31 protein-coding genes are annotated in these 26,434 nt (G+C 63.0%); 23 read left to right on the top strand and 8 right to left on the bottom strand.

Going from position 1 to position 26,434, the window contains the following annotated elements:
* The first annotated feature begins 22 nt into the window (after nt 1-22).
* From ASD12_RS25680 to ASD12_RS25665, 4 genes are read left to right on the top strand one after another with little or no spacing between them, the layout of a single operon-like run.
* Nucleotides 23-325: an urease subunit gamma gene (locus ASD12_RS25680; protein WP_023693076.1), complete on the top strand. Its 303-nt coding sequence runs from the start codon at nt 23-25 to the stop codon at nt 323-325.
* A 10-nt stretch (nt 326-335) separates the two neighbouring features.
* Nucleotides 336-590, top strand: a complete 255-nt coding sequence (locus ASD12_RS25675; protein WP_056593036.1) for a DUF1272 domain-containing protein — start codon at nt 336-338, stop codon at nt 588-590.
* Between the two features lie 34 nt (nt 591-624).
* Nucleotides 625-1,212 carry a HupE/UreJ family protein gene (locus ASD12_RS25670; RefSeq protein ID WP_056593033.1) on the top strand — a complete coding sequence of 196 codons (588 nt, stop codon included), beginning with the start codon at nt 625-627 and terminating at the stop codon, nt 1,210-1,212.
* Nucleotides 1,213-1,220: 8 nt separating this feature from the next.
* Nucleotides 1,221-1,526 carry an urease subunit beta gene (locus ASD12_RS25665; protein ID WP_027040029.1) on the top strand — a complete coding sequence of 102 codons (306 nt, stop codon included), beginning with the start codon at nt 1,221-1,223 and terminating at the stop codon, nt 1,524-1,526.
* Nucleotides 1,527-1,600: 74 nt separating this feature from the next.
* Here the strand turns inward: ASD12_RS25665 and ASD12_RS25660 are convergent, their stop codons facing one another.
* Complete coding sequence (locus ASD12_RS25660; RefSeq protein ID WP_082525678.1) at nt 1,601-1,996, bottom strand: hypothetical protein; 396 nt, start codon at nt 1,994-1,996, stop codon at nt 1,601-1,603.
* 167 nt (nt 1,997-2,163) lie between these two features.
* Here ASD12_RS25660 and ureC point away from each other — a divergent pair, with 167 nt between their 5' ends.
* From ureC to ASD12_RS25615, 9 genes are all read left to right on the top strand, one after another.
* Nucleotides 2,164-3,879 (top strand): urease subunit alpha, encoded by a 1,716-nt coding sequence (ureC, locus tag ASD12_RS25655; RefSeq protein ID WP_162252290.1) that lies wholly within the window; start codon nt 2,164-2,166, stop codon nt 3,877-3,879.
* Between the two features lie 70 nt (nt 3,880-3,949).
* Nucleotides 3,950-4,438, top strand: coding sequence for a DUF29 domain-containing protein (locus ASD12_RS25650; RefSeq protein ID WP_056593028.1), 489 nt, complete (start codon nt 3,950-3,952; stop codon nt 4,436-4,438).
* Between the two features lie 40 nt (nt 4,439-4,478).
* Nucleotides 4,479-5,072: a hypothetical protein gene (locus ASD12_RS25645; RefSeq protein WP_056593025.1), complete on the top strand. Its 594-nt coding sequence runs from the start codon at nt 4,479-4,481 to the stop codon at nt 5,070-5,072.
* 43 nt (nt 5,073-5,115) lie between these two features.
* A complete protein-coding gene (locus ASD12_RS25640) occupies nt 5,116-5,721 on the top strand; it encodes a glutathione S-transferase family protein (RefSeq protein WP_056593022.1) in 606 nt (201 codons plus the stop codon).
* Nucleotides 5,718-6,293: an urease accessory protein UreE gene (gene ureE / locus ASD12_RS25635; protein WP_056593019.1), complete on the top strand. Its 576-nt coding sequence runs from the start codon at nt 5,718-5,720 to the stop codon at nt 6,291-6,293. The genes ASD12_RS25640 and ureE overlap by 4 nt, the downstream gene beginning before the upstream one ends.
* A complete protein-coding gene (locus ASD12_RS25630; RefSeq protein WP_056593016.1) occupies nt 6,286-6,957 on the top strand; it encodes an urease accessory protein UreF in 672 nt (223 codons plus the stop codon). Before ureE ends, ASD12_RS25630 begins: the two co-directional genes overlap by 8 nt.
* A complete protein-coding gene (locus ASD12_RS25625) occupies nt 6,954-7,394 on the top strand; it encodes a DUF3995 domain-containing protein (protein ID WP_056593014.1) in 441 nt (146 codons plus the stop codon). Before ASD12_RS25630 ends, ASD12_RS25625 begins: the two co-directional genes overlap by 4 nt.
* Nucleotides 7,391-8,032 (top strand): urease accessory protein UreG, encoded by a 642-nt coding sequence (gene ureG / locus ASD12_RS25620; RefSeq protein WP_056593011.1) that lies wholly within the window; start codon nt 7,391-7,393, stop codon nt 8,030-8,032. The genes ASD12_RS25625 and ureG overlap by 4 nt, the downstream gene beginning before the upstream one ends.
* Nucleotides 8,033-8,115: 83 nt before the next feature.
* On the top strand, nt 8,116-8,883 hold the full coding sequence (locus ASD12_RS25615; protein ID WP_056593008.1) for a class II aldolase and adducin N-terminal domain-containing protein: 768 nt from the start codon (nt 8,116-8,118) through the stop codon (nt 8,881-8,883).
* Nucleotides 8,884-8,887: 4 nt separating this feature from the next.
* Here ASD12_RS25615 and ASD12_RS25610 read toward each other — a convergent pair whose 3' ends face one another.
* Nucleotides 8,888-9,520 (bottom strand): HAD family phosphatase, encoded by a 633-nt coding sequence (locus ASD12_RS25610; RefSeq protein WP_056593005.1) that lies wholly within the window; start codon nt 9,518-9,520, stop codon nt 8,888-8,890.
* Nucleotides 9,521-9,775: 255 nt separating this feature from the next.
* Here ASD12_RS25610 and ASD12_RS25605 point away from each other — a divergent pair, with 255 nt between their 5' ends.
* Nucleotides 9,776-10,735, top strand: coding sequence for a sugar-binding transcriptional regulator (locus ASD12_RS25605; protein ID WP_056593000.1), 960 nt, complete (start codon nt 9,776-9,778; stop codon nt 10,733-10,735).
* Between the two features lie 54 nt (nt 10,736-10,789).
* Here ASD12_RS25605 and ASD12_RS35585 read toward each other — a convergent pair whose 3' ends face one another.
* Complete coding sequence (locus ASD12_RS35585; RefSeq protein WP_056592997.1) at nt 10,790-10,975, bottom strand: hypothetical protein; 186 nt, start codon at nt 10,973-10,975, stop codon at nt 10,790-10,792.
* Between the two features lie 110 nt (nt 10,976-11,085).
* Between ASD12_RS35585 and gcvA the strand changes: the two genes are divergently transcribed.
* The 9 genes from gcvA to ASD12_RS25555 all read left to right on the top strand — a co-directional run bounded on the left by gcvA (nt 11,086) and on the right by ASD12_RS25555 (nt 21,102).
* Nucleotides 11,086-11,991, top strand: a complete 906-nt coding sequence (gcvA, locus tag ASD12_RS25595; RefSeq protein ID WP_056592995.1) for a transcriptional regulator GcvA — start codon at nt 11,086-11,088, stop codon at nt 11,989-11,991.
* A gap of 227 nt (nt 11,992-12,218) precedes the next feature.
* Nucleotides 12,219-13,529, top strand: coding sequence for a sugar ABC transporter substrate-binding protein (locus ASD12_RS25590; protein ID WP_056592992.1), 1,311 nt, complete (start codon nt 12,219-12,221; stop codon nt 13,527-13,529).
* Nucleotides 13,530-13,653: 124 nt separating this feature from the next.
* Nucleotides 13,654-14,526: a sugar ABC transporter permease gene (locus ASD12_RS25585; RefSeq protein ID WP_013528414.1), complete on the top strand. Its 873-nt coding sequence runs from the start codon at nt 13,654-13,656 to the stop codon at nt 14,524-14,526.
* Nucleotides 14,527-14,537: 11 nt separating this feature from the next.
* Complete coding sequence (locus ASD12_RS25580) at nt 14,538-15,362, top strand: carbohydrate ABC transporter permease (RefSeq protein ID WP_056592990.1); 825 nt, start codon at nt 14,538-14,540, stop codon at nt 15,360-15,362.
* Between the two features lie 50 nt (nt 15,363-15,412).
* Nucleotides 15,413-16,411 (top strand): ABC transporter ATP-binding protein, encoded by a 999-nt coding sequence (locus ASD12_RS25575; protein WP_056592988.1) that lies wholly within the window; start codon nt 15,413-15,415, stop codon nt 16,409-16,411.
* A gap of 2 nt (nt 16,412-16,413) precedes the next feature.
* Nucleotides 16,414-17,184 carry an L-iditol 2-dehydrogenase gene (locus ASD12_RS25570; protein WP_056592986.1) on the top strand — a complete coding sequence of 257 codons (771 nt, stop codon included), beginning with the start codon at nt 16,414-16,416 and terminating at the stop codon, nt 17,182-17,184.
* 157 nt (nt 17,185-17,341) lie between these two features.
* Nucleotides 17,342-18,820, top strand: coding sequence for a mannitol dehydrogenase family protein (locus ASD12_RS25565; RefSeq protein ID WP_056592984.1), 1,479 nt, complete (start codon nt 17,342-17,344; stop codon nt 18,818-18,820).
* A gap of 15 nt (nt 18,821-18,835) precedes the next feature.
* The gene (locus ASD12_RS25560; protein ID WP_056592982.1) at nt 18,836-19,519 is read left to right on the top strand and encodes an HAD family hydrolase; all 684 of its coding nucleotides are present in this window, start codon (nt 18,836-18,838) and stop codon (nt 19,517-19,519) included.
* Nucleotides 19,516-21,102 carry an FGGY-family carbohydrate kinase gene (locus tag ASD12_RS25555; RefSeq protein ID WP_056592980.1) on the top strand — a complete coding sequence of 529 codons (1,587 nt, stop codon included), beginning with the start codon at nt 19,516-19,518 and terminating at the stop codon, nt 21,100-21,102. The genes ASD12_RS25560 and ASD12_RS25555 overlap by 4 nt, the downstream gene beginning before the upstream one ends.
* A gap of 2 nt (nt 21,103-21,104) precedes the next feature.
* Here ASD12_RS25555 and ugpC read toward each other — a convergent pair whose 3' ends face one another.
* From ugpC to ASD12_RS25530, 5 genes are all read right to left on the bottom strand, one after another.
* Nucleotides 21,105-22,193 carry a sn-glycerol-3-phosphate ABC transporter ATP-binding protein UgpC gene (gene ugpC / locus ASD12_RS25550; RefSeq protein WP_056592976.1) on the bottom strand — a complete coding sequence of 363 codons (1,089 nt, stop codon included), beginning with the start codon at nt 22,191-22,193 and terminating at the stop codon, nt 21,105-21,107.
* 6 nt (nt 22,194-22,199) lie between these two features.
* Nucleotides 22,200-23,246: an NAD(P)-dependent alcohol dehydrogenase gene (locus ASD12_RS25545; RefSeq protein WP_056592972.1), complete on the bottom strand. Its 1,047-nt coding sequence runs from the start codon at nt 23,244-23,246 to the stop codon at nt 22,200-22,202.
* A 15-nt stretch (nt 23,247-23,261) separates the two neighbouring features.
* Nucleotides 23,262-24,074: a carbohydrate ABC transporter permease gene (locus ASD12_RS25540; protein ID WP_056592969.1), complete on the bottom strand. Its 813-nt coding sequence runs from the start codon at nt 24,072-24,074 to the stop codon at nt 23,262-23,264.
* An 11-nt stretch (nt 24,075-24,085) separates the two neighbouring features.
* Nucleotides 24,086-24,952, bottom strand: coding sequence for a sugar ABC transporter permease (locus tag ASD12_RS25535; RefSeq protein ID WP_027040055.1), 867 nt, complete (start codon nt 24,950-24,952; stop codon nt 24,086-24,088).
* Between the two features lie 157 nt (nt 24,953-25,109).
* On the bottom strand, nt 25,110-26,339 hold the full coding sequence (locus ASD12_RS25530) for a sugar ABC transporter substrate-binding protein (protein ID WP_244482970.1): 1,230 nt from the start codon (nt 26,337-26,339) through the stop codon (nt 25,110-25,112).
* Between the last annotated feature and the right edge of the window lie 95 nt (nt 26,340-26,434).

Genomic DNA, 26,434 nt, shown 5'->3' with positions numbered 1-26,434 from the left:
CTCTACCAGCTTGGGAAAACGCATGAACCTGACGCCGAGGGAAAAGGACAAGCTGCTGATCGCCATGGCGGCAATCGTGGCGCGCAAGCGGCTCGAACGCGGCGTCAAGCTCAATCATCCGGAAGCGATCGCGCTGATCACCGACTTCGTCGTCGAGGGTGCCCGCGACGGCCGCCCGGTCGCCGAACTGATGGAGGCCGGCGCCCATGTCGTCACCCGCGCGCAAGTGATGGAAGGCATCGCCGAGATGATCCACGACGTGCAGGTCGAGGCGACATTTCCCGACGGCACCAAGCTGGTGACCGTGCACGAACCCATCCGGTGAGGAGAGAAAAATGCTTGAACTGCGCCCCAACTGCGAATGCTGCGACAAGGACCTGCCGCCGGAGGCGATGGATGCGTTGATCTGCACCTTCGAGTGCACCTTTTGCGCTAACTGCGTGGAACAGCTGTTGGGCGGCGTCTGCCCCAATTGCGGCGGCAATTTTTCGGCGCGGCCGATCCGCCCGGCGGCGATGCTGAAGAAATATCCGGCTTCGACCAGGCGCGTTCTCAAGGCCGAGGGCTGCGGCCCGCGCAAGGCTGCGTGAATACCAGGACCGAACCAAACGAAAGGCAAAAAGAATGATCCTTGCCAAACGCCTATGCCTGTCGGCGATGCTCCTGCTGGCCGCTTCCATACCGGCCTATGCCCATGTCGGCATCGGTACGACCTCCTCCTTCACGGCCGGCTTCATGCACCAGTTCTCCGGCCTCGATCACATGACGGTGATGATCGCGGTCGGGCTGTGGTCGGCGCTCAAGGGCGGCAAGGCGATTCTTGCCTGGCCGGCGGCCTTTGTCGGCGTCATGCTGGTCGGCGGTGTGCTCGGCATGCTGCATATGCCGCTGCCCTTCGTCGAACCGGGCATACTGGCATCGGTCGTGGCGCTCGGGCTGCTGGTGGCATTGGCGGTCGATCTGCCGGTCTCGGCCGGCATCGCCATCATCGGCCTGTTCGCGCTGTTCCACGGCCATGCCCATGGCACCGAGGTGCCGGAGAATGCCGGTGGGCTTGAATACATGGCCGGCTTTGCCATCGCCACCGCGCTGCTGCATGCCACCGGCATCGCCGCCGGGCTCGGTCTTGGCATCCGGTTCCGTGGCCTGGCCCGCGCCGCGGGTGCGGCTTGCGCGGCGGTCGGTGTCGGCCTCGTCTCCGGCGTTCTGTGAGGGTGACGATGATCCCCGGTGAAATCATCACGGTGGGCGGCGACATCGAGCTGAACAAGGGCCTGCCGACTGTCACCCTGAAAGTGGCCAACAGCGGCGACCGGCCGATCCAGGTCGGCAGCCACTACCATTTCTTCGAGACCAATGAGGGGCTGAAATTCGACCGCGAGCGTGCCAGAGGCATGCGCCTCGACATTGCCGCCGGCACAGCCATGCGCTTCGAGCCTGGGCAAGAGCGCGACGTCACGCTGGTGCCGCTCGGGGGCAAGCGCGAGGTCTACGGATTTCAGCAGAAGGTGATGGGCAAGCTGTGAGATCGACGGCGTCGAGCGCTCTCAGCCCTTTGATGCGGCAGGCTGACCGGATGCCGGCCCGCCGCATTCAATTGTCAGCTCGCCTTCTTGGTGATCAGTGTCAGCGCGCCATTGGGCTCCATGCTGGCGGCGACGACTTGCGCCGAACTGAGCCCCTTGGCCTCCAGTGCCGACTTCACCTTCGGCGTGGCGTCGATCGAGCTGCGCAGTTTCTTCAAACCGTCATCGCCACGCTGGGCGATCACCTGGTTGACCTGCGTCTGGGTTTCCTTTGGCAGCTCGGTGATGTCGACGATGCTGACGCTCTGGATCGTCGGCACGGCCGGCTGAGCCCCAGGGGCGGGGGCGGTTGCGCCCGGGGTAGGCGCGGCCGGCGCCGGAGCGGGCTGTTGCGCGGATTGCTGCTGGGCACTGGCGGCGCCCGCCAGCATGAGCGTGGCAGCGGCGGCAATGAATATCGTTTTGCGCATGGATTTTCCTTCCATCGATTTGGCAAACGGTCGTTTTGGGGTGACCTCCTAACCTCAACCGCCAAATCGGATCAGAAGGTGTCGCCCAGCGGGTCATTGCGTGACCATTGGATGGCGGCAGTGTGGAACCCGGTTTCTTCGACCAAGCCGCATTTCGGGAGCAATCGCTGATGGCCAGAATTACCCGCGCCGCCTATGCGCAGATGTATGGCCCGACGGTCGGCGACAGAGTGCGGCTGGCCGACACCGAGCTGTTCATCGAGGTTGAGAAGGATCTTACCATCCATGGCGAAGAGGTGAAATTCGGCGGCGGCAAGGTGATCCGCGACGGCATGGGCCAGAGCCAGGTTTCCCGGGCGCAAGGCGCCGTCGACACCGTCATCACCAACGCGCTGGTGGTCGACGCCAGCGCAGGCATCTTCAAGGCCGATATAGGCCTCAGGGACGGCCGCATCGCGGCAATAGGCAAGGCCGGCAATCCGGACACGCAGGACGGCGTCACCATCATCATCGGTCCGGGCACCGAGATCATCGCCGGCGAAGGCAAGATCCTGACCGCCGGCGGCTTCGATGCGCATATCCATTTCATCTGCCCGCAGCAGATCGAGGAAGCGCTGATGAGCGGCATCACCACCATGCTCGGCGGCGGGACCGGCCCGGCGCATGGCACGCTGGCGACCACCTGCACGCCGGGGCCATGGCACATGGCCCGCATGATCCAGTCCTTCGACGCTTTCCCGATGAACATCGGCCTTTCAGGCAAGGGCAATGCGTCGCTGCCCGCGGCACTTGAGGAAATGGTGCTTGGCGGCGCCTGTTCGCTGAAGCTGCACGAGGACTGGGGCACGACGCCGGCGGCCATCGACTGCTGCCTGTCGGTCGCCGACGACTACGACGTGCAGGTGATGATCCACACCGACACGCTGAACGAATCCGGCTTCGTCGAAAACACGGTCGCAGCCATCAAGGGCCGCACCATCCACGCCTTCCACACCGAAGGCGCCGGCGGCGGCCATGCGCCCGACATCATCAAGGTCTGCGGGCTGCCCAACGTCATCCCGTCATCGACCAATCCGACGCGGCCCTACACGGTCAACACGCTGGCCGAGCATCTCGACATGCTGATGGTCTGCCATCATCTGTCGCCGTCGATCCCCGAAGACATCGCCTTTGCCGAAAGCCGCATCCGCAAGGAGACCATCGCGGCGGAAGACATCCTGCACGATATCGGGGCCTTCTCGATCATCTCGTCGGACAGCCAGGCCATGGGCCGTGTCGGCGAAGTCGCGATCCGCACTTGGCAGACCGCCGACAAGATGAAACGCCAGCGCGGCTCGCTGCCGCAGGAAACCGGCAACAACGACAATTTCCGCGTCCGCCGCTACATCGCCAAATACACGATCAACCCGGCCATTGCGCATGGCCTGTCGAAGGATATCGGCTCGATCGCGGTCGGCAAACGCGCCGACCTGGTGTTGTGGAATCCGGGATTCTTCGGCGTCAAGCCGGACATGGTGCTGATCGGCGGCATGATTGCCGCCGCCCCGATGGGCGACCCCAACGCCTCGATCCCGACGCCGCAGCCAATGCACTACCGGCCGATGTTCGGCGCCTATGGCAAGGCCAGGACCAACTCATCGGTGACCTTTGTTTCGAAAGCCGCGCTCGAATCCGGCCTGCACGGCAGGCTCGGTGTCGACAAGCAGTTCGTCGCCGTCGAAAACACCCGCGGCGGCATCGGCAAGCACTCGATGGTGCTCAACGACGCCACACCGCATGTCGAGGTCGATCCCGAGACCTACGAGGTGCGCGCCGATGGAGAACTTTTGACCTGCGAGCCGGCAACCGTGCTGCCGATGGCGCAGCGGTATTTTCTGTTTTGACCTTTGCAATCCTAAAGCGCATCGCACGAAGCCGTTTGAACGCGACGCGGTTTGGGGCAATATACATCTCATGAACAGGATCGATCGCCTCAGGGCTCTTACGCCCTATGAAACGGACTTTGCGCAGTGGAGCGCCGAACAGGCAGCGCTGTTGCGCGACGGGCGCCTTTCCGAGCTTGATCGGGAGAACGTAGCCGAGGAGATCGAAAGCTTGGGGAGGAGCGACAGGCGGGAGATCCGCAGCCGGATGGAGGTGTTGATTGCACATCTCCTGAAATGGGAATTCCAGCCGGGCCACAGATGCCACAGCTGGCAGGCGTCAATCTCCGAACAGCGCGTTTGGATCGGAAATATCATCAAGGACAGCCCGAGCCTCCGCCGTTACCCCGCGCAGATTTTCGACGAGGCATACGGACACGCTTTGCCGACAGCGGTAAGGGAAACGGGCTTGAGGAAAGCCCATTTCCCGGACGAACCTCCCTTCACAGTCAAGCAGGTGCTCGATGGTCGATTTTGGCCAGGCGGTCCGCTCTCAATGGATGACTTCTTGCGGGATTAGCCACTTATTCGTTTATAGCGTTCCGAGTTAAAGCCGAGATATGGCCACCGAAATCGCCTCCGCCCACGACATCTTCCCGCATATCCGCATCGTCATGGGCATGGTGATCGGGCTTGGTGTCGCCCGCCTGCTGTCGGGGGTGGCGCGCATCGTCCAGCATCCCGGCCAGTACAAGATCTATACCGTGCATCTGGCCTGGGTTGTCTCGGTGCTCCTGATGCTGGTGCATTTCTGGTGGTGGGAGTTCGGCCTCTACGCCATCGAGACCTGGACCTTCGGCAAGTACCTGTTCATCATCTTCTACGCGATCACATTGTTCCTGCTTTGCGCGCTTTTGTTTCCCGATTCGATGCTGGACTACACCAGCTACGAGGATTTCTTCTATTCGCGTCGCGCCTGGTTCTTCGGCCTGCTGGCGGCGACCTACCTGCTCGATGTGCTCGACACGCTGTTGAAAGGGCCGGAGCATTTCGCCCGCTTCGGCAACGAGTATCTGTTCCGCACGCCGGTCTTCGTCGCGCTCTGCATTGCCGCGATCCTGGTGCGCGACCGCCGCTTCCACATTGCCTTTGTGGCGGCTGCGCTCATCTATCAGATATCGTTCATCCTGCGGCTCTTCGACACCATCGTCTGAGCGAACGCGATGGTCTAGCTTGTCAGGGAAAGGCAGGTTTTGCATGTACAAAGCCGTTGGATCGCGTGGATCCCGGGTCAGTCGCGTTCTCTGGATGCTCGAGGAACTCGGGCAGCCCTATGAATTCGTCGAGGTCAAGCTGCGTTCGCCCGAAGCCTACGCACTCAACCCGTCGGGCAAGGTGCCGATCCTGATCGACGGCGACCTGACGGTAACGGATTCGGCGGCGATCTGCGTCTATCTCGCCGACAAGCACGCGGACAAAGGCATGGGCGCCAATCCGGGCCTTGCCGGCCGTGCCGAGATGGATTCCTGGATGCATTTTGCGCAGAGCGAGTTTGAGGCGCCGCTGTGGAACAAGCTGCGCCACCGCTTCCTGCTGCCGAAGGACGTGCGGGTCGATGTCGGTCCTGCGGCGACCTATGACTTCGTCTCTGAGCTTAAGGCGCTGGACAGCCGGCTTGGCGACAAGCCGTTTGCGCTGGGCGAGCGATTTTCGGCAGTCGACGTGCTGTTGGGCGACATGGGCAACTGGGCCCGCGCCGGAAAATTCCCGATCGAGTCCGAGCGCGTCAACGCCTATTTCGACCGTGTGCTGGCGCGGCCCGCCCGTGCACGGGCGCAGGCTAACGGAGGATCCATGAAATGAAGCTCAACCTCAACACCGACTTCACCAAATTCCCGCGCGCCATCTCGGTGCTGACCGCTGGCAATGCCGGATTCACCCTGCCATCCGGTCGTGCCATTCTCGCCCATGACGAGCGGCATCTGCGCCGCCGGGCCATCGAACTTGCCGACGGCAGCAAGGTGCTGGTCGACCTGCCCGAGCCCGTCGCCTTGAACGACGGCGACCGGCTGGTGCTGGAGGATGGCGGCCATATCGAGATCATCGCGGCGCCCGAAGATGTCTATGACATCCGCGCCCGCGACGGTGTGCATCTGGCCGAACTCGCCTGGCACATCGGCAACCGTCATCTCGCCGCAAGCATCGAAGCCGGGCGCATCCTCATCCTGCGCGACCATGTCATCAAGGCGATGCTGCAGGGGCTCGGCGCCACGGTGACCGACGTTTCCGAGCCATTCAAGCCGGTGCGCGGCGCTTATTCCGGCGGACACGATCATGGCCATGCGCATGCCCATGGCCACGCCGAGGCGCACTCGCACGCGCATAGCGAATCGCATTCGCACAGTCATTCTGGCCACCACCACGACCATGACTGACCAGCCCTCGAACATCGCTCTGCTGCGGCTGATGGCGTGGTTGTCGCCGGCCTTTCCGGTCGGCGGCTTTTCCTACAGCCACGGTCTCGAGCGCGCGGTGCATGACGGGCTGATTGCCGATGCCGAGAGCCTCGCCGGCTGGCTGGAAACGCTGGTCGAGATGGGCTCGGGCTGGAACGATGCCGTGCTGTTCGCAGAAAGCTGGCGCCGGGCCCGCGGCACCGGTGATCTCGATGACATAGCCGCACTCGCCGAGGCGCTGGCCGGCTCGCGCGAACGCCACACCGAGACCATGCTGCAAGGTGCTGCCTTCCTGAAGGCGGCGGCGGCCTGGCCCAACCCTGCGCTGGAGCGCTTGCCGGCCGAATGCCCCTATTGCGTCGCCGTCGGCGCTATTGCCGGTGGCAATGCAATTGCACTTCAGGATGCGCTGTCCGCCTTCCTGCAAACCTTTTTCTCCAACCTCGTCCAGGCGGCGATCCGGCTTGGCATTGTCGGTCAGAGCAAAGCCATAGCTCTGTTAGCCGGCTTCGAGCCGTTGGCCCTGGCGACCGCAACCCGTGCCGCGCGTTCGACATTGGATGATCTCGGCGGCTGCGCCTTCGTTTCCGATGTCATGGCGATGAAGCACGAAACCCAGTATTCGCGATTGTTCCGCTCATGATCCTTCTCGCCTTCTCGCTTTCGACCGTTCTGCTGCTGATCACCGCGCTGCATGTCTATTGGGGCCTTGGCGGCATCTGGCCGGGCAAGGATGCGGCCTCCTGTGCACACGCCGTCGTCGGCTTTCGCGGCGTCGACGAGATGCCCACGCCGTTCGCCAGTTTCGCCGTTGCCGCGTGCCTGTGCCTGGCGACGCTGTGGCCGCTGGCGCTCATAGGCGTCTTTGCCTCGCCCTTCCCAAAGGAAGGCCTCGCCGCTACCTCGCTGCTCATCGGGCTGGTGTTCCTTGGACGCGGCATAGCCGGTTTCACGCCATGGTGGCGGCGGTTGGCGCCGGAACAGCCTTTCGCGCGGCTCGACCTGCGCTACTATTCGCCGCTGTGCCTGTTGATCGGGCTCGGCTTTGCCATCCTCGCCATCACGGAGTTTCCGACATGACACAGACAAATGGCCCGCTGCGCGTCGGCGTTGGCGGCCCGGTCGGCTCCGGCAAGACGACGCTGACCGAAAAGCTGTGCAAGGCGCTGCGCGACGAATTCTCGATCGCCGTCGTCACCAACGACATCTACACCAAGGAAGACGCCATGATGCTGGCCCGGCTGCAGGCGCTGCCGGAGGATCGCATCATGGGTGTCGAGACTGGCGGTTGCCCGCACACCGCCATTCGCGAGGATGCGTCGATCAATTTGCAGGCGATCGCCGAGATGAACAGGAAATTCCCTGATCTCGACATCGTCTTCATCGAATCCGGCGGCGACAACCTCGCCGCCACCTTCTCGCCCGATCTCGCCGACCTGACGCTCTATGTCATCTCGGTTTGCCAGGGCGAAGAAATCCCGCGCAAGGGCGGGCCGGCGATCACCCGCTCCGATTTCCTGGTGATCAACAAGAGCGATTTGGCGCCCTATGTGAACGTCAACCTCGATGTCATGGAGAGCGACGCCGGCCGCATGCGCGGCAAGCGGCCGTTCGGCTTCACCGACCTATCGCGCGGCAAGGGGCTGCAGGAGGTGATCGATTTCATTATCGAGCATGGCGGGCTGCGAACCAGCGTCGCCGCGAGCACGGCAGCGTGAGATAGCCATCCCCTGCACCAACCAAAACCGGTTGCGGGCATGGGCTGGCCACGGCATTCTTGCCGAAACCGGAGGATTTTAGGATGAGCGTCGCCCGCCTGCAAAAGGAAACGCTGACCAACCTGCCCTTCTATGAGGAGCGCGTCGATCTCGCTTGTGCCTTTCGCTGGACGGCGCGGCTCAACATGCACGAGGCGGTGGCCAATCATTTCTCGCTGGCCGTCAACGACGACGGCACGCAGTTCCTGATGAATCCCAACCAGGTGCATTTCTCGCGCATCAAGGCGAGCGACCTCTTGATGATCGACGCCAATGATCCGGATACGCTCTCCGGTCCGGACGCGCCCGATCCGACGGCGTGGGGGCTGCACGGCGCCATCCATCGCAATGTCCGCCACGCGCGCTGCGTCATGCATGTCCATTCGATCCACGCCACGGTGCTGGCGTCGCTCGCCGACTCTCGCCTGCCGCCGATCGACCAGAATTCGGCGATGTTCTTCAACCGCCATGTCGTCGACGCGCATTATGGCGGGCTGGCCTTCGAGGAGGAGGGGGAGCGCTGCTCGCAGCTTCTCGTCGATCCCAAGGTCAAGGTGATGGTGATGGGCAATCACGGCGTGCTGGTCATCGGCGATACGGTCGCCGACGCCTTCAACCGCATGTTCTATTTCGAGCGCGCCGCCGAAACCTACATCAAGGCGCTGTGGACCGGCCGCCCGCTGCGCACGCTCTCCGACGTGATCGCCGAGAAGGCGGCAAGCGAGATGGACGACTATCCCGGCCAGGCCGAACGCCATCTCAGCGAATTGAAGGCGATCCTCGACGAGCAGGAACCGGTCTATCGGAATTGATTGCCTACAGGTCCAGTTCTGCCCGAAGCTCATCGGCACTGTTGATGACGACAGCGCCGGGCGGTCCTTCCATCGGCCTTTCCGGCCAGAAGATCGTCTTCATTCCCGCCGCCAGCCCAGCCATGGCGCCGGGCCAACTGTCGTCGACGGCAACGGCGTGCGCGGGCTCGACGTCGGCCAGATAGGCGGCACGCAGGAACGGTTCGGGATGCGGCTTGCCTTCGCGCACGTCGTTACGGCTGATCGTCTTCATGCCGGGATAGGTCAGCCCGACCATGCGCAGGTTGGCGTCGACGATCATCCGATCCGAATTCGAGACCACGGCCTGCGCCACACCCCTCTCCCGTAATTCGTTGAAGATCTCGATCGCGCCAGGGCGCGGCTTCAAACTCTCGACCAGCGGCAGATAGTGCTCGTATTTGCGCACGATCCAGTCGTCGAAAGGCAGATCCAGTCCGAACTCGTCGCGCATCATCTCGTAGACCGGCCAGGCGGCAACGCCCAGCACGCGCTCATGCAGATCATCAGGCGGTACGAGGCCGACATTGCGCATCGCGGCCACCAGGGCTGCCTCGTGCAGCGGTTCGCTGTCGACCAGCGTGCCGTCCATATCCCAGAAAACCGCTTTCGGTGTCATGCAGCGCTCCTTTTTGCGATCCCTTAAAGGGTTTGCGCCGGCAGATAAACCTTCGGGACCGAAGAACCTGCCGCCTGTCGGGACTGCAACCGCGCTTCTTTACCTGACACCGACATCGTGGAAGAAGGAAATTTGGCCCGCTTGCGTCGGCGGATGCAAGCAATTGCCCTGGAGATTGACAATTGCGCAGCGGGCCGTTCCCTGCGAAAGTGGGCGTGGGCCGCTCTCATGACCGGCGGTCTCGGGAGGCAAGACGTGAGTACCCGGCAGGATGGTGGCAGCAACAGGCTGGACGACGCGGCGCGCGCCGGCTGGCTTTATTATGTTGCCGGCAACACACAGGACCAGATTGCCGCCACGCTCGGCATCTCGCGGCAGACGGCGCAGCGGCTGGTGTCGCTGGCCGTGTCCGAGGGTCTGATCAAGGTTCGCGTCGACCATCCGATCGCCAATTGTCTTGATCTGGCGGCGCGGCTGAAATCGCGCTTCGCGCTCGATCTGGTCGAAGTGGTACCGAGCGATCCGACTTCATCCTCCACAACCATCGGCATCGCCGAGGCGGCTGCCACCGAGATCGAGCGGCGGCTGCGGTCACCGACCCCTATCGTCATGGCGATCGGCACCGGGCGCACGCTGAAGGCGGCGATCGAGCAATTGCCGCCGATGGAATGTCCGCAACACAAGGTCGTGTCGTTGACCGGCAACATCTCGCCGGACGGCTCGGCCGCCTTCTACAACGTCATCTTCACCATGGCCGACAGGGTGAAGGCGCGGTCCTTCCCGATGCCGCTGCCGGTCATCGCCTCTTCGCCGGAGGAGCGCGAGATGCTGCTCAGCCAACCGATGATCCAGCCGACGCTGGCGCTTGCCGCGGAGGCCGACGTCACCTTCATCGGCATCGGCGATCTCGGCCCCAAGGCGCCGCTCTACGAGGACGGCTTCATTTCGGAAAGCGAGTTGAAGGCGCTTCAGAAGGCCGGCGGCATCGCCGAGATCGTCGGCTGGGTGTTCGACCGCGAAGGCCGCATGATCGAGGGCATCACCAACGACCGGGTGTCGTCGGCGTCGCTGCCGTCGCGCGAAAAATCGCTGGTCATCGCATTGGCGATGGGCGAGCGAAAGCTGCCGGGCATACTGGCGGCCGCCAACCGGCGGCTGATCAATGGCCTCATCACCGATGAGCGGACCGCCGCCGCCCTGCTGGCCAGCATCTGATCTGGAACTCGTGGATTTGCGATAAGCTCAACCAGGCTGATAAAACCAGCCGGGCTATCTGTGCCGCCCGAAAGGGTCGTTGCCATCGAGGAAACCGAGGTCGCGCTGCAAATGTGGCGACAGGTCCCTGATGTCGAGAGGTGCCTTCTTTTTTATCGCGAACCAGCCAAATCCGTCCGTGAGCCACGAAATCCAGCGATGATCCGGGGTTGGAGTGCATTTTTGGTGCGCCATGGTCATGATCGTCAACCTCCGCTATCCTGAACCCGAATGACGGGTTGATCGGGAATGTCGGTGTTGCCGGCCGCCTTTGCCAATCGAACCTCGATCATGACCCATAAGGAGGCCTTATGCCGGACCTCAGCTCGCGACAGGTTTCGCAACTCCCGCCGCTGCAGGCGATCAGGGTGTTCGACGCGGTGGCGCGGCACCTTTCCTTCACCAAGGCCGCCAGCGAACTCGCCATGACGCAGGCGGCGGTCAGCTATCAGATCAAGGTGCTGGAGGAACGCGTCGGCGCGCCGCTGTTCCTGCGCCGACCGCGGCAGATCGTGTTGACCGAGGCCGGGCAGCGCCTGGCGCCCGCTGTCGGCGAAGCTTTCGCCATTCTCGGCCAGGCCTATGCCGCGGCGCGCGCCGGGGCCGACGGCTTGCTGTGCGTCACCACCGTGCTGACCTTTGCATCGAACTGGCTGGCGCACCGGCTGGGATCGTTCCAGATCGCTCATCCCGCACTTGCCGTCCGGCTCGAGACGTCCAGCCGTCTGACAGACTTTGCCCGGGAGGATACCGATATCGCCATCCGCTCGGGCGGCGGCAAATGGCCGGGCCTGGAAGCGCACAAGCTGCTCGATGCCGATTTCACGCCGATGCTGAGCCCGAAGCTCGCGGCAAGCATCGGCGGCGTCAACGAGCCGGCCGACCTCTTGCGGCTGCCGATCCTCGATCCTGGCGACATCTGGTGGACGGAATGGTTCTCGGCTGCCGGAGTGCATTCGCACGATCTTGCCAAACGACCCGGCAGCAGCATGGGCGCCCAGGCCTATGAGGCCAATGCGGCAATCGCCGGTCACGGCGTCGCGATCCTGACCAGGGCCCTGTTCAAGGCGGAACTCGCCGACGGCCGTCTGATCCAACCTTTCGATCTGGTCGGCGATGACGGCCACGCCTATTGGCTGGTCTATCCCCAGGCGCGCCGCAACGTGCCGAAGATCCGCGCCTTCCGCGACTGGCTGCTGGCCGAGATCGCCTGCTGACGGCAAGCCGTCCGGCACCGCACCAAGTCCCGCAAACCCTTCCGCTATCGTCACCCGATGTCCCGGCGACTGGCGAGGCTCACGCTGGCAATTTCCACACGTTCCCGGTCCGAGGCGTCACCGAGTGCTGCGCTGCAGCATCGAATCCGGCTTGACATAATTCACGCCAAGTGAGTAATTGCCCAAAGCCAAGGCAAATGCTCATCTTGGTTCAAGGGAGGAATTTGATGAAACTTCGCACGCTCACCCTGGGTCTGTTGTCGGCCAGCGCTCTTGCGTTCGCCGCACACGCCGAATCCATCACCATCGCCACCGTCAACAATGGCGATATGGTCCGCATGCAAAAGCTGACGGAAGACTTCACCAAGGCGAACCCCGACATCCAGCTCAACTGGGTCACGCTTGAAGAGAACGTGCTGCGCGAACGCGTTACCACCGACATCGCCACCAAGGGTGGCCAGTACGACGTGATGACCATCGGCACCTATGAAGTTCCGATCTGGGCCAAACAGAGCTGGCTCCTGCCGCTCGACAAGCTCGGCGACGACTACGATGCCAAGGACATCATCCCGGCCATCGCCGGCGGCCTTTCGGTCGATGGCAAGCTCTATGCCGCGCCCTTCTACGGCGAAAGCTCCTTCGTCATGTACCGCAAGGACCTGATGGACAAGGCCGGGCTGAAGATGCCCGATGCGCCGACCTGGGACTTCATCAAGCAGGCCGCCGACAAGATGACCGACCGCGCCAATGGCGTGAACGGTGTGTGCCTGCGCGGCAAGGCCGGCTGGGGCGAGAACATGGCCTTCCTGACCGCCATGTCGAACTCCTTCGGCGCTCGCTGGTTCGACGAGAACTGGAAGCCGCAGTTCGATCAGCCGGAATGGAAGAACACGCTGCAGTTCTATGTCGACCTGATGAAGGCCGACGGCCCCGAGGGCGCGTCCTCCAACGGTTTCAACGAAAACCTGGCGCTGTTCCAGCAGGGGAAATGCGGCATGTGGATCGACGCCACCGTCGCCGCGTCCTTCGTTTCGGATCCGAAGAACTCGACCGTCGCCGACAAGGTCGGCTATGCCTTGGCGCCCGACAATGGCCTTGGCAAGCGCGGCAACTGGCTGTGGGCATGGTCACTGGCCATTCCCGCCGGCACGCTGAAGGCTGATGCCGCCGAGAAGTTCGTCGCCTGGGCGACCAGCAAGCACTATGCCGAACTCGTCGCATCGAAGGAAGGCTGGGCCAACGTTCCTCCGGGCACGCGCACTTCGCTCTATGCCAATCCCGAGTACCAGAAGGCGGCTCCGTTCGCCAAGATGACGCTGGACTCCATCAATGCAGCCGACCCGACGCATCCGACCGTCAAGCCGGTGCCCTATGTCGGCGTCCAGTTTGTCGCCATCCCTGAGTTCCAGGGCCTTGGCACCACCGTCGGCCAGCTCTTCTCGGCGGCACTTGCCGGCCAGTCGAGCGTCGACGATGCCCTGAAGCAGGCCCAGGACGCTGCCACCGCGGCAATGACCGAAGGCGGATACATCAAGTAAGGCTCCTCCCGGCGCCGAATGCCGGTCGCCTCCTTGACCGGCAACGGCCGCCCGAGTTCCCAGTTCGGGCGGCCGCCTTTAACGCCTTTTGAAAATTCAGTCTGACCAGTGAAGGGTGACCGTCATGGCTACTCAGCAGACCCGTTCGCTTGCCCGTTTCATGATGGCGCCATCCGTGGTGCTGCTGTTCGTCTGGATGATTGTACCGCTGGTCATCACCATCTGGTTCTCCTTCCAGCAGTACAATCCGCTCAATCCGATCCGCGACGGCTTCGTCGGCTTCTCGAATTACGCGCTGTTCTATTCCAACCCGGCCTTCCTGCAATCGATCCTCAACACGCTCACCCTGGTGGTCAGCGTGCTTCTGATCACGGTGATCGGCGGCATTCTTCTGGCGCTTCTGATCGACCAGCCGATGTGGGGACAAGGCATAGTCCGCATCCTCGTCATTTCGCCGTTCTTCGTCATGCCGCCGGTGGCCGCATTGGTCTGGAAGAACATGATCATGCACCCGCAATATGGAGTGTTCGCCGATATAGCGCGCTTCTTCGGGGCCCAGCCGATCGACTGGTTCGGGCAGCATCCGATGCTGGCGATCATCATCATCGTCGCCTGGCAATGGCTGCCCTTCGCCACACTGATCCTTTTGACCGCGTTGCAGTCACTCGACGGCGAGCAGAAGGAAGCCGCCGAAATGGACGGCGCCGGCTTCATCAGCCGCTTCATCTATCTGACGCTGCCGCACATGTCGCGCGCCATCACGGTCGTCATCCTGATCCAGACGATCTTCCTTTTGTCGGTCTATGCCGAGATCCTCGTCACCACCAATGGCGGCCCGGGATACGCCTCCACCAACCTGCCCTTCCTCGTCTACCAGAAGGCGTTGCTGGAGTTCAAAATCGGCCAGGCATCCGCTGGCGGTGTGATCGCCGTCATTCTCGCCAACATCGTTGCCTTCTTCGCCATGCGCGCCGTCGGCAAGAACCTAGACAAGTAAGGGAGGATACGATGGCACGCTCAGTCACCACCCGGCACAAGACGATCGCGACAGTTGCCGCCTGGATCGTCGCCCTGCTGATCTTCTTCCCGATCCTCTATACGATCATCACCTCGTTCAAGTCGGAGCAGGAAGCCATCCAGGGTTTCAGCATCATCCCGTCGGGGACGTTCGAGAGCTATTCCGAGGTCCAGGCGCAGAGCGGCTACTTCAAGTTCTTCTTCAACTCGGTGCTGCTCTCGGTCGGCTCGACCATCCTGGCCCTGCTCGTCGCCATACCGGCGGCATGGTCGATGGCCTTCTCGCCGACCAAGCGAACCAAGGACATATTGATGTGGATGCTGTCCACCAAGATGATGCCGGCGGTCGCCGTGCTGTTCCCCATCTACCTGATCTTCCGCGACACAGGACTGCTCGACAGCCGCATCGGCCTGATGATCATGCTGATGCTGATCAACCTGCCGATCGTGGTGTGGATGCTCTACACCTACTTCCGCGAAATCCCGGGCGAGATCCTGGAAGCGGCGCGCATGGACGGCGCATCGCTGTGGAACGAGATCGTCTATGTGCTGACGCCGATGGCGGTGCCGGGCATCGCCTCGACGATGCTGCTCAACATCATCCTGGCCTGGAACGAGGCGTTCTGGACGATCCGGCTGACGACCACGGAAGCAGCACCCTTGACCGCCTTCATCAGCTCGTTCTCCAGCCCGCAAGGCCTGTTCTGGGCCAAGCTTTCGGCTGCCTCGACACTGGCCATCGCGCCGATCCTGATCATGGGCTGGTTCAGCCAGAAGCAGCTGGTGCGTGGCCTGACATTCGGTGCGGTGAAGTAACGGAATTTGCCCGAAGCAATCGGCGAAAAGAACCCCTCGGGGAGGAAACCATGGGAAACATCACGCTCAAGAACGTCTCCAAATCCTTCGGAGCGACGTCCATCATCCCCGGTCTCGACCTGGTGATCGAGAATGGCGAGTTCGTCGTCTTCGTCGGGCCGTCGGGTTGCGGCAAGTCAACGCTGCTGCGGCTGATCGCCGGCCTCGAGGACACCAGCGGCGGTTCCATCAACATCGACGGCCGCGACGTCACCGGCGAGGCACCGGCCAAGCGCAAGCTGGCCATGGTGTTCCAGTCCTACGCGCTCTATCCGCATATGACGGTGGCCAAGAACATCGGCTTCCCGCTGAAGATGGCCGGCGAAGACAAGGCGACCATCGACAGGAAGGTGGGAGACGCAGCGCGCGTGCTCAACCTGACCAACTATCTCGAACGCCGGCCCGGCCAGCTTTCCGGCGGCCAGCGCCAGCGCGTTGCCATCGGCCGTGCCATTGTGCGCCAGCCGACCGCCTTCCTGTTCGATGAACCGCTGTCCAACCTCGACGCAGCACTTCGCGGCACGATGAGGCTGGAGATCAGCGAGCTGCATCATCAGCTCAAGACGACCATGATCTATGTCACCCACGATCAGGTCGAAGCCATGACCATGGCCGACAAGATCGTCGTGCTGAACGCCGGCAACATCGAGCAGGTCGGCTCGCCGATGGAACTCTACAAGACGCCGAAGAACCTGTTCGTCGCCGGCTTCATCGGCTCGCCGAAGATGAACCTGATCGAAGGCGCGCCGGCTGCCAAATACAGCGCCAAGACGATCGGCATCCGCCCCGAGCATCTCGAAATCTCGACCACGGCGGGCGAATGGAAAGCCACCGTCGGCGTCGCCGAACACCTCGGCTCCGACACCTTCCTGCATGTCCAGGCCGATGGCGTCGGTCCGTTGACGGTGCGCGCTGACGGCGAACTCGCCGTCCATCATGGCGACACCATCTATCTGACGCCCGACAAGGCCAAGCTGCATCGCTTCGGTGCCGACGGAAAGGCAATCTGAGCATGCGACTGGCTGGCAAATCCGCGCTGATCACGGGTTCGGCCCGAGGCATCGGCAGAGCTTTCGCCGAGGCTTATGCCGGAGAAGGCGCCACCGTCGCCATCGCCGACATCAATCTCGAGGCGGCGCAGAAGACGGCCGCCGAGATCGGTGGCAAGGCCTATGCGGTCAAGCTCGACGTCACCGACCTCGCCTCGATCGAGGCGGCGGTGAAAGCGGTGGAGACGAAGACCGGTGGCCTCGATATCCTGATCAACAACGCCGCTCTGTTCGATCTGGCACCGATCGTCGAGATCACCAAGGCAAGCTACGACAAATTGTTTTCCGTCAATGTCGCCGGCACGCTGTTCATGCTGCAGGCGGCGGCCCGCTCAATGATCGCGCGCGGCAAGGGCGGCAGGATCATCAACATGGCGAGCCAGGCCGGTCGGCGCGGCGAGCCACTGGTTGGTGTCTATTGCGCCACCAAGGCCGCCGTCATCTCGCTGACCCAGTCGGCGGGGCTCGATCTGATCAAGCATCGCATCAACGTCAACGGTATCGCGCCCGGAGTCGTCGACAGCGACATGTGGGATCAAGTCGACGCGCTGTTCGCCAAATATGAGAACCGACCGAAGGGCGAGAAGAAGCGACTGGTTGGCGAGGCGGTGCCCTATGGCCGTATGGGCAAGCCGGAGGATCTCGCCGGCATGGCGGTTTTTCTCGCCAGCAGCGACGCCGAATACATCGTCGCCCAGACCTACAATGTCGATGGCGGCCAGTGGATGAGTTGAGGGCGGGGAACGGCCTCTGCTCCTCGTCCCTCCGCGGGGAGCAGAGGTCGACATCAGAGGCCTTATCGACCTCAAGAAGTGCCACCCCTTAGCCTCTCCGCGCAAAGACGGGGAGAGGGCGCAACGAAGGCCGAAGCCCGGCCAAAGGGTAAAACAGATGACCGTGAAACTCTCGTCCTCAAACCTCTCCAGGCTACCCACTGAGGTCGCAGGTCCGAAGTATGACCGCTCGACGCTCAAGGCCGGGATCGTGCATTTCGGAGTCGGCAATTTCCATCGCTCGCACCAGGCCGTCTATCTCGACGATTTGTTCAATGCGGGCATCGGCCACGACTGGGCGCTGGTGGGCGCCGGCGTGTTCGAGGGTGAGAAGATCGGCCGCGCCAAGCTGGAAGAGCAGGACTGGCTGACCACCGTGGTCGAGCAGGACAGCGGCCATATGAGCGCCCGCGTGACCGGCGCCATGATTGACTTCCTGATGCCGGGCGACGCGGCCGGCATCATCGAACGGCTTGCCGACCCGGCGATCAAGATCGTTTCGTTGACCATCACCGAAGGCGGTTATTTCATCGACCCGGCCTCCGGCGTGTTCAATCCGACCCATCCCGACATCGTCGCCGACGCCCAACCGGGCGCCACACCGAAGACCGTGTTCGGCATCATCCTTGCCGGGCTCGTGCGCCGTCGTGACGAGGGCACCGTGCCGTTCACGGTGATGTCGTGCGACAACATTCCTCACAATGGCCATGTCACCTCCGACGGCGTCATTGGGCTGGCGCGTCTGATCGACGAGGATCTGGCAAACTGGGTCAGCGAGCATGTCGCCTTTCCGAACGGCATGGTCGACCGCATCACGCCGGCCACCACCGACCGCGAACGCGGCATCCTGGCCAAGGATTTTGGCCTCGAGGACAATTGGCCGGTGTTCTGCGAGCCGTTCCGGCAATGGGTGCTGGAAGACCATTTCACCGATGGCCGTCCGCCACTGGAAAAGGTCGGGGTGCAGTTCGTCAAGGACGTTGCCCCCTACGAACTGATGAAGATCCGTATCCTCAATGGCGGCCATGCAGCAATCGCCTATCCGGCCGGCCTGATGGACATCCATTTCGTCCACGAGGCGATGCAGGAGCCGTTGGTGAGCGGCTTTCTGGCCAAGCTCGAACAAGACGAGATCATTCCGACTGTGCCGCCGGTGCCGGACACGGTTCTGGAAGACTATTACCAGCTCATCGAGAGCCGCTTTTCCAATCCTAAGATCGGCGACACGGTGCGCCGGCTCTGCCTCGACGGTTCCAACCGCCAGCCGAAGTTCATCATTCCGACCATCGCCGATCGCCTGAAAGCCGGAAAGGGCGTCGCCGGCCTGGCGCTGGAATCGGCACTCTGGTGCCGCTACTGCTTCGGCACGACGGACAGCGGCGCCGTCATCGAGCCCAACGACCCGAGCTGGGACCGGTTGCAGGTAACGGCAGAAGCGGCAAAGGATGCGCCGGCCGCCTGGCTTGCCATGGAGGACATCTATGGCGATGTCGGCCGAGCGACGGCGTTCGTCGAGGCCTTCGCCCATACGCTCGACGTGCTGTGGGCGAACGGCACGCGCGCCACGCTGACGCGCTACCTCGCCGGCAAGCTCTGAGAGCCATTCGCCGCCATGACGCCTGAACTGGTCATCTTCGACTGCGATGGCGTGCTGGTCGACAGCGAGGCAATCTCCGTCTCGGCGCTGCTCGGCATGATCATGCTGGCCGGCGGCAGCGTCAGTGAGGACGCCGCCTACGAGCACTTCCTCGGCAAGAGCATGAAAAGCGTGCGCGAGATCCTCGGCCGCGACTTCGGGCTTGATATCACCGACAGCCATCTGACCGACATGCGGGTCGAGCTGATGCGCAGGTTTCGCGAAGAGCTGAAGCCAATCCCAGGCGTCAAGGAGATGCTGCCAAGGCTTGGGCTGCCGTTCTGCGTCGCGTCCTCGGGCACGCTCGACCGCATCCGTTATGCGCTCGATGTCACCGGATTGCTTGGGCTGATGGAGCCGCATCTGTTCAGCGCCGCCATGGTGCCGCGCGGCAAGCCGGCGCCCGATCTGTTCCTGCATGCCGCCGCCAGCATGCGAGCCCATCCGCGCAAATGCCTCGTCGTCGAGGACAGCCCGGCCGGCATCACGGCTGCGCGAGCCGCGGGCATGCGCGTGCTAGCCTTCACCGGCGGCTCGCATGCCGGCAACCCGACCTTGAAAGCGCGGCTTGCGTCGAGTGAACCGGACTTTATATTCGCCGACATGCTGCAATTGCCCGATCTGATTGCAAGCCTGGGAGCGAGAGTTAGAGCATCTTGACGAAACAGTTCGTTTGCGCGGTCGATGTCGGCACCGGGAGCGCTCGCGCGGGCATTCTCGACACCAGTGGCACCTTGCTCGGTCGCGCCGAGCGGCCGATCGTCATGCACCAGCCGAAGCCCGATCACGCCGAGCATGATTCGCGCGATATCTGGTCGGCTGTCTGCGCCGCCGTGCGCACTGCCCGCGAAAAGGCCGGCGTCGCCGCCGAGGATGTCGTCGGCATCTCCTTCGACGCCACCTGTTCGCTGGTGGTGCGCGACCGGCAAGGCGGCCAGCTCAGCATCTCGGTCACCGGCGACAGGCGCTGGGACACCATCGTCTGGCTCGACCATCGCGCCATTACCGAGGCTGATGAATGCACGGCAAGCGGCCACGCCGTGCTGAATTACATCGGCGGCGTCATGTCGCCGGAAATGGTCACGCCGAAGCTCATGTGGTTGAAGCGCAACCTGCCCAAGATCTGGAATGAAGCCGGCTATCTATTTGACCTGACCGATTTCCTGACCTGGCAAGCGACAGGCTCGCTGGCTCGTTCGCAATGCACGCTGACCGCCAAATGGACCTATCTGGCGCATGAAGAAACCGGCTGGCGGCGTGACTTCTTCGATCTCGTCGGCCTCGACGATCTTTTCGCGCATGGCAATCTCCCCGAAAGGGCCAGCCCGGTTGGCGCCGATATCGGCCGCCTGACAGCGCAAGCGGCGATCGAGCTTGGGCTGAGCGAAAAATGCCGCGTCGGCGCCGGCGTTATCGATGCCTATGCCGGCGCGCTTGGCGTTCTCGGCGGCTTTGCCGGCGACGAGAAGGATATCGGCCGCCACCTGGCGCTGATCGCCGGCACGTCGAGCTGCGTCATGGCGATGTCGCCCGATCCGCAGCCTTTCGCGGGCGTCTGGGGCCCTTATTACGGCGCGGCGCTGCCGAAGCTATGGCTGTCGGAAGGCGGCCAGTCGGCAACCGGCGCCCTGCTCGACCACATCATCCGCTGGCACGGCGCCGGCGGCGAGCCGGATGCCGCCATGCATGCGAAGATCGCCAGGCGTGTCGCCGAACTGCGCGCTATCGAGGGTGAGAATCTTGCCGCAAGGCTGCATGTGCTGCCGGATTTCCACGGCAACCGTTCGCCGCTCGCCGATCCGCATGCCGTCGGCGTCGTCAGCGGGCTGACGCTGGACTCCTCCTTCGACAGCCTGTGCAAGCTCTATTGGCGCACCGCCGTCGGCATCGCCCTCGGCGTGCGCCATGTGCTGGAGGCGCTGAACGAGAATGGCTACCTGATCGACACGCTGCATGTCACCGGCGGCCACACCAAGAACCCGCTGTTGATGGAGCTCTACGCCGACGCCACCGGCTGCACGGTGATCGAGCCGCTGGCCGACGAGGCGGTGCTGCTCGGCACCGGCATGATTGCCGCCACCGCGGCCGGGCTGTTTCCCGACCTCAATGCAGCCTGCCTTGCCATGCAGCAAGGCGGCAGGACGCGCGCGTCGAACCCGAAGTCGACAGGGCGTTTCGACCGCGATTACAAGATCTTCCTCGAGATGCACCGCCAGCGACAGATGCTGGACGCGATAAAGTAGAGCTACTGCCTCAGCAAGGATACGCCCGACTTGGCATCGAACAGATGAAGGCTTTGTTCGTCGACCGCATAGCGGACATGGGTGTTGACGGCGGGGCATTCGCGCGTTGGCACCAGCGCGCTGATCTCCTTGCCGCCGGAACCGAAGATCACCAGCGCATCGTTGCCATGAAACTCGATGAGATCGGCCGTGCCCTCCAGAACGCTCTGGCCAGCATCGGTGCCAGCGGTCTTCAGATCCGGAGGCCTGATGCCAAGCACCGCCCGATCGACGTGTTGAAGATTAAAGCGCGAGCCGTCGATCGAAAAGACCGCGCCGGCGCTCGTCAGGGTCCAGCGGCTTTCCTTGCGCCCGACGGCCACGTCGATGAAATTCATGTTCGGCGTCCCGATGAACCCGGCGACGAACAGATTGCCCGGCCGCTCGTAGATTTCCGCCGGTGAGCCGATCTGCTCGATCCTGCCGTCGCGCAGCAGCACTATGCGATCGGCAAGCGTCATCGCCTCCAACTGATCGTGGGTGACATAGACGGTGGTGGTCTTCAACGACTGGTGCAGCCGGGCGATCTCGATACGCATGTGATTGCGCAGCTTGGCATCCAGATTGGACAGCGGCTCGTCGAACAGGAACACCTTCGGCGTCTTGATCATGGCGCGGGCAATAGCCACGCGCTGCTGCTGGCCGCCGGACAGTTCCGCCGGCTTGCGGCCGAGATAGGGATCGAGCCCCAGCGTCTTCGAAACCGCCTCGACGCGTTTTTGTATCTCGGCCTTCGCCACCTTCTGCCGCTTCAGGCCGAAGGCAATGTTGTCGAAGATCGTCATATGCGGGTAGAGCGCGTAGTTCTGGAACACCATGGCAATGCCGCGGTCGCCCGGATCGAGGTCATTCACGACCTTGCCACCGATCGAGACCTCACCGCCGCTGATGTCTTCCAGCCCCGCCAGCATGCGCAACAAGGTCGACTTGCCGCACCCGGAAGGACCGAGAAAGACGACGAATTCATGTTCCTCGATGGCGAGGTTCAGGTCGCGGATGACGGTCGTGGCGCCATACGATTTTTCGACATTGGAGCAGGTAATCGCGGACATGATCAGTCAGCCCTTCTCGCTCGAAATCAGGATCTGCAGCTTGACATCTTCCGGCTTGCCCGAGGCCGCCCGCTCAAACGCCTTGATGCTGTCGTTGAAGGGATAGGTGCCGGTGATCAGCGGATTGAGGTCAACCTTGCCTGACGCGATCAGTTGCAGTGCGCGGTCGAAGATGTTGGCGTAGCGGAACACCGTCTCGATGCGCACTTCCTTCGATATGGCCGCCGGCACGTTGAGCGCCACCGGTTCGACCGGCAAGCCAACGAGGACCACCGCACCGCCGGGGCGTACGACATCGAACAGGTTGGCGAATGCCTTCGGGCTGCCGCTGGCCTCGAAGACGATATCGGCCCCCCAATTGTCGGTCGCCTCCGCCACCGCATCGACCAGCGACTGCTCGCCGATGTTGACCGGGACGATGCCCGGATAGCGCGCCGCAATTTCGAGCTTCGGCGCGGAGAAATCGGAGATCAGCACCTTCGAACAGCCGCCGGCAAGGGCTGCCAGCGCGATCATGATGCCGATCGGGCCGCAGCCGACGACGACCGCCACGTCGCCCGGAACGATGCGTGCGCGGGCCGCCGCCTGCATGCCGATGGCAAACGGTTCGACCATCGCCCCTTCGGCAAAGGAGACGTTGTCCGGCAGCCGGTAGGTGAACGCCGCCGGATGCACGGCTTGCGGCGCAAGAATGCCATGAACCGGCGGCGTCGCCCAGAAGCTCACGTCGGGGTCGACATTGTAGATGCCGAGTTTTGTTGCCCGCGACGACAGGTTCGGCACGCCCGGCTCCATGCAGACGCGATCCCCGACCTTCAGCGTCCTGACATTGGCGCCAATTTCGACGATCGTTCCGGACGCTTCGTGGCCAAGCACCATCGGCGCGCGCACGACGTAACTGCCGATGGCGCCATGGGTGTAATAGTGCACGTCGCTGCCGCAGACACCGACCGTGTGGATGGCGATCCTGACGTCGTCCGGCCCGACGTCGAGCGGCAACGCAATCTCGCGCAGGGCCAGCTCGCCCTTTTTCTCAAGAACCAAAGCCCGCATCGTGTCGTCCTCACCTCAAGTCTTTTTCTGCCGGAAAACGGAATTCAGGAAACCGCTGAGCACGCCGAGAAACAAAAGGGGTGGCAGCGACAAAAGCACGACCGAGGCGTTCAGGATGCCCCACGGCACGTTCATGCCTTGCTGGGACAGTTCCGAGGCGACGATCGGCAAGGTCTTGGCGTTGGAGCTGGACAGCATCAGCGCGATCAGGAACTCGTTCCAGACCAGCACGAAACTGAAGGCGACCGCACCGATCAGCGAGCGAGCGGCGACCGGCAGTGCGATCCGCCAGAACACCGAATAGGCGCCATAGCCATCGACGAAGGCGGCTTCCTCAACCTCCTTCGGCACGGCCTGGAAGGCGGGTATGGCCAGCCACATGATCACCGAGATGGTGAGCAGCGAATAGGTGACGATCAGCGCGGTGAGCGTGTCATAGAGCCCGAGCTGCAGCCAGATCACCATCAGCGGGATGGCCACCGCCACCGGCGGCAGGAAGCGCAGCGAGAGCACGAAGAACTGGATGTCGCCGGCCCAGCGGTTGGGATAGCGCGCCACCGCATAAGCGGCAGGCAGGCCAAGAACCACGCCGATCAGCACCGCGACGCCACAGGCGATCACCGAGTTGTAGAGGCCGGTCATGACGCTGTCGCGGCCGATGATGTAGCTGATGTTGGCCAGCGTCGGCGTGAACACCACACGCGGAACGCGGGTGATGATGTCGACATTGTTCTTCAGCGAATTGAGCGCCGTCCACAGCAGCGGAAACACGGCCATGAAGCCGGCAAATGCCAGCACGGTCTTGCCGATCAGGCGGCCCAGTCTCATGCGATATGGTCTCATGCCTGCACCCGCTTCCACAGCATGGTGAAGGTGATGACGGTGGCGATCATCATCAGCACGGCCATCGCCGAGGCATAGGACACCTTGCCGGACTCGATGAAGCCTTGCGAGAATGCGTACATGTCGAGCGTTTCGGTCGCCACGCCCGGTCCGCCGCGGGTCATCACATAGATCAGGTCGAAGGAGCGCAGCGACTCGATCATCTTGACGAACATCAGGCTGATGAGCGGCGCCTTCAGCATCGGCAAGGTGACGTAGGCATGGATCTGCCAGCGCCTGGCGTGATCGAGCCGCGCCGCCTCGATCGGCTGCGGCGGCAAGGTCTCCAGCAGCTTCAACACGATGACGGCGAAGAACAGCCCCCATTGCCAGACGTCGACAGACGCGACAGCAAACAATGCCGTCGCCGGCTTGGACAGCGGGTCGAAGATCAGCCCGCCGGTCAGCAGCCGATAGGGGTAGGTGGCGATGCCGTAGAGCGGATGGTAGGCGAACTTCCAGACAAAGGCCGCCGAGACGCGCGGCAGCAGAACCGGGATGATGAACAGCAGGCAGTAGATGTTGCGCAGGCGCGGCGACGCGACTTCGAACATCAAAACGCCCAGTCCGATCGCCACGGCCATCGTCGCGACGACGGTGACGACCTCCCACTTCACCGACACCCAGACGGCATTGAGAAAGCGACGGTCGAAGAACAGGTCGACGAAATTCGAGAACCAGACATAGGAATAGGCAGTCGAGGAGAGCTCGCGGTTCTGCAGGGCGATGACGATCGCATAGAGCGTCGGCACCATCGACAGGATCAAGAGAATGACAAGCGTCGGCACGACGAAGGTGACCGGCAAGGATGAGCGTCGGGGCATCTGTCTATCCCTGGCTGCGTCTCGAGCGATTGAACATGGCTGGGCCTTTTGCGCGATGTCTGGCTCAACAGCGGTGGTGAGAAAGGGAGGCCTGCGGCGTACAAGCCCCGGCATTCGCCCGAATGCCGCGGACCGCGCGCCGCAGGCGGAGGACGGCTTATTTCTTCATCAGCTCGTTGGCATACGCTTCAAGCTCGGTGAGGCCGCCCTTGATGTCGGTGCGGGTGCCGGTGACCAGTTCCTCGAGGATGATGCCCCAGCGGTCGCCAAGATCCGGCCAGCGCGGATCCTGCCAGAAATTGACCGCCGTGACCTTGCCTGTCTCGGCCAGCGCCTGACCGAGATCGGCGCCGTAGATGTCGGCAAATTCCTTGCTGGACAGGATGCTGGTGCGGTTCAGCTCGCCGAACTGGTGGGCGTCGAGCCGGCGCTTCTCGTTTTCCTTCGATGTCGCCCAGGCGATGAACAGGCCGGCGCATTTCTTCGAGGCATCGTCGGCATTGGCCTTTGCCGCGATGGCGAGGCCATGGCCGTAGCCACCACCGGTGAGCGGCGCCGGCGGCGGCAGGAAGCCGATCTTGCCGACCACCTGCGAGGTCTTCGGATCGACCGCCATGCCCGACAGCGGCGTCGATTCAACGAGGATGGCGACCTGGCCCGACAGGAAGGCGCCGGTCGATTCGTCCCAGCTGCCGGTCTGCGTGCCGGGCGCCGAATCCTTGAACAGTTTCAGATAGGTCTCGGTCGCCTTGACGGCGGCATCCGAGTTGAAGGCCGGCTTGTCGCCGTCGAACCACTGGCCGCCATAGGCCTTGAAGAACGGCATCCAGCGCCAGACATTGGCGCCCGAACCGCGTGCGCCGCGCAGCGCGATGCCATATATGCCCTTGTCCGGATTGGTCAGCTTCGGCACATCGGCGATCAGTTCGTCCAGCGTCTTCGGCGGCTGGATTCCGGCCGCCTCCAGAATATCCTTGCGGTAGACCATCAGGTCGCCGCCACCGGTCAGCGGCGCGAACCAGACCTTGCCGTCATAGGTGGCGACCTTCTGGCGACCCGGGTCGAAGTCGGCGTAGTCGTAGTCCGCCGGATAGTAGTCGGTGAGCGGCACGATCCATTTCGACGATGCAAACAGCGCCACGTTGGCTTCGTCGACATAGTAGACGTTGTAGTTGCCGACGGTGGACGCATCGGCGCGCGATTTCGCCCGGCGGTCATTCTCATTGAGATAATCGATCTGAAAGCTGGCGCCGCTCAACTTCTGGAACTCGTCCTTGGAGTCCTCCAGAAGCGTCAGGCCGTCGCGTGGCTGCGCCAGCACCTTGACCGGCGCCGAGCAGACCGGCGCCTGCGCCAAAGCGATGGTGGAAACGGTAGTGGAAAGCATAAAAGCTGCGCCAAGGCAGGCAGCAAGCCGAACTGGTTTCATGATCTTTTCTCCTCCAGGAACATTTCGCAGAAAGCGGAAGTCCTCGGGTTGCG

This window comes from Mesorhizobium sp. Root102 (assembly GCF_001425625.1).
GTDB lineage: Bacteria > Pseudomonadota > Alphaproteobacteria > Rhizobiales > Rhizobiaceae > Mesorhizobium.
This window is presented reverse-complemented; position numbering and strand designations above follow the sequence as displayed.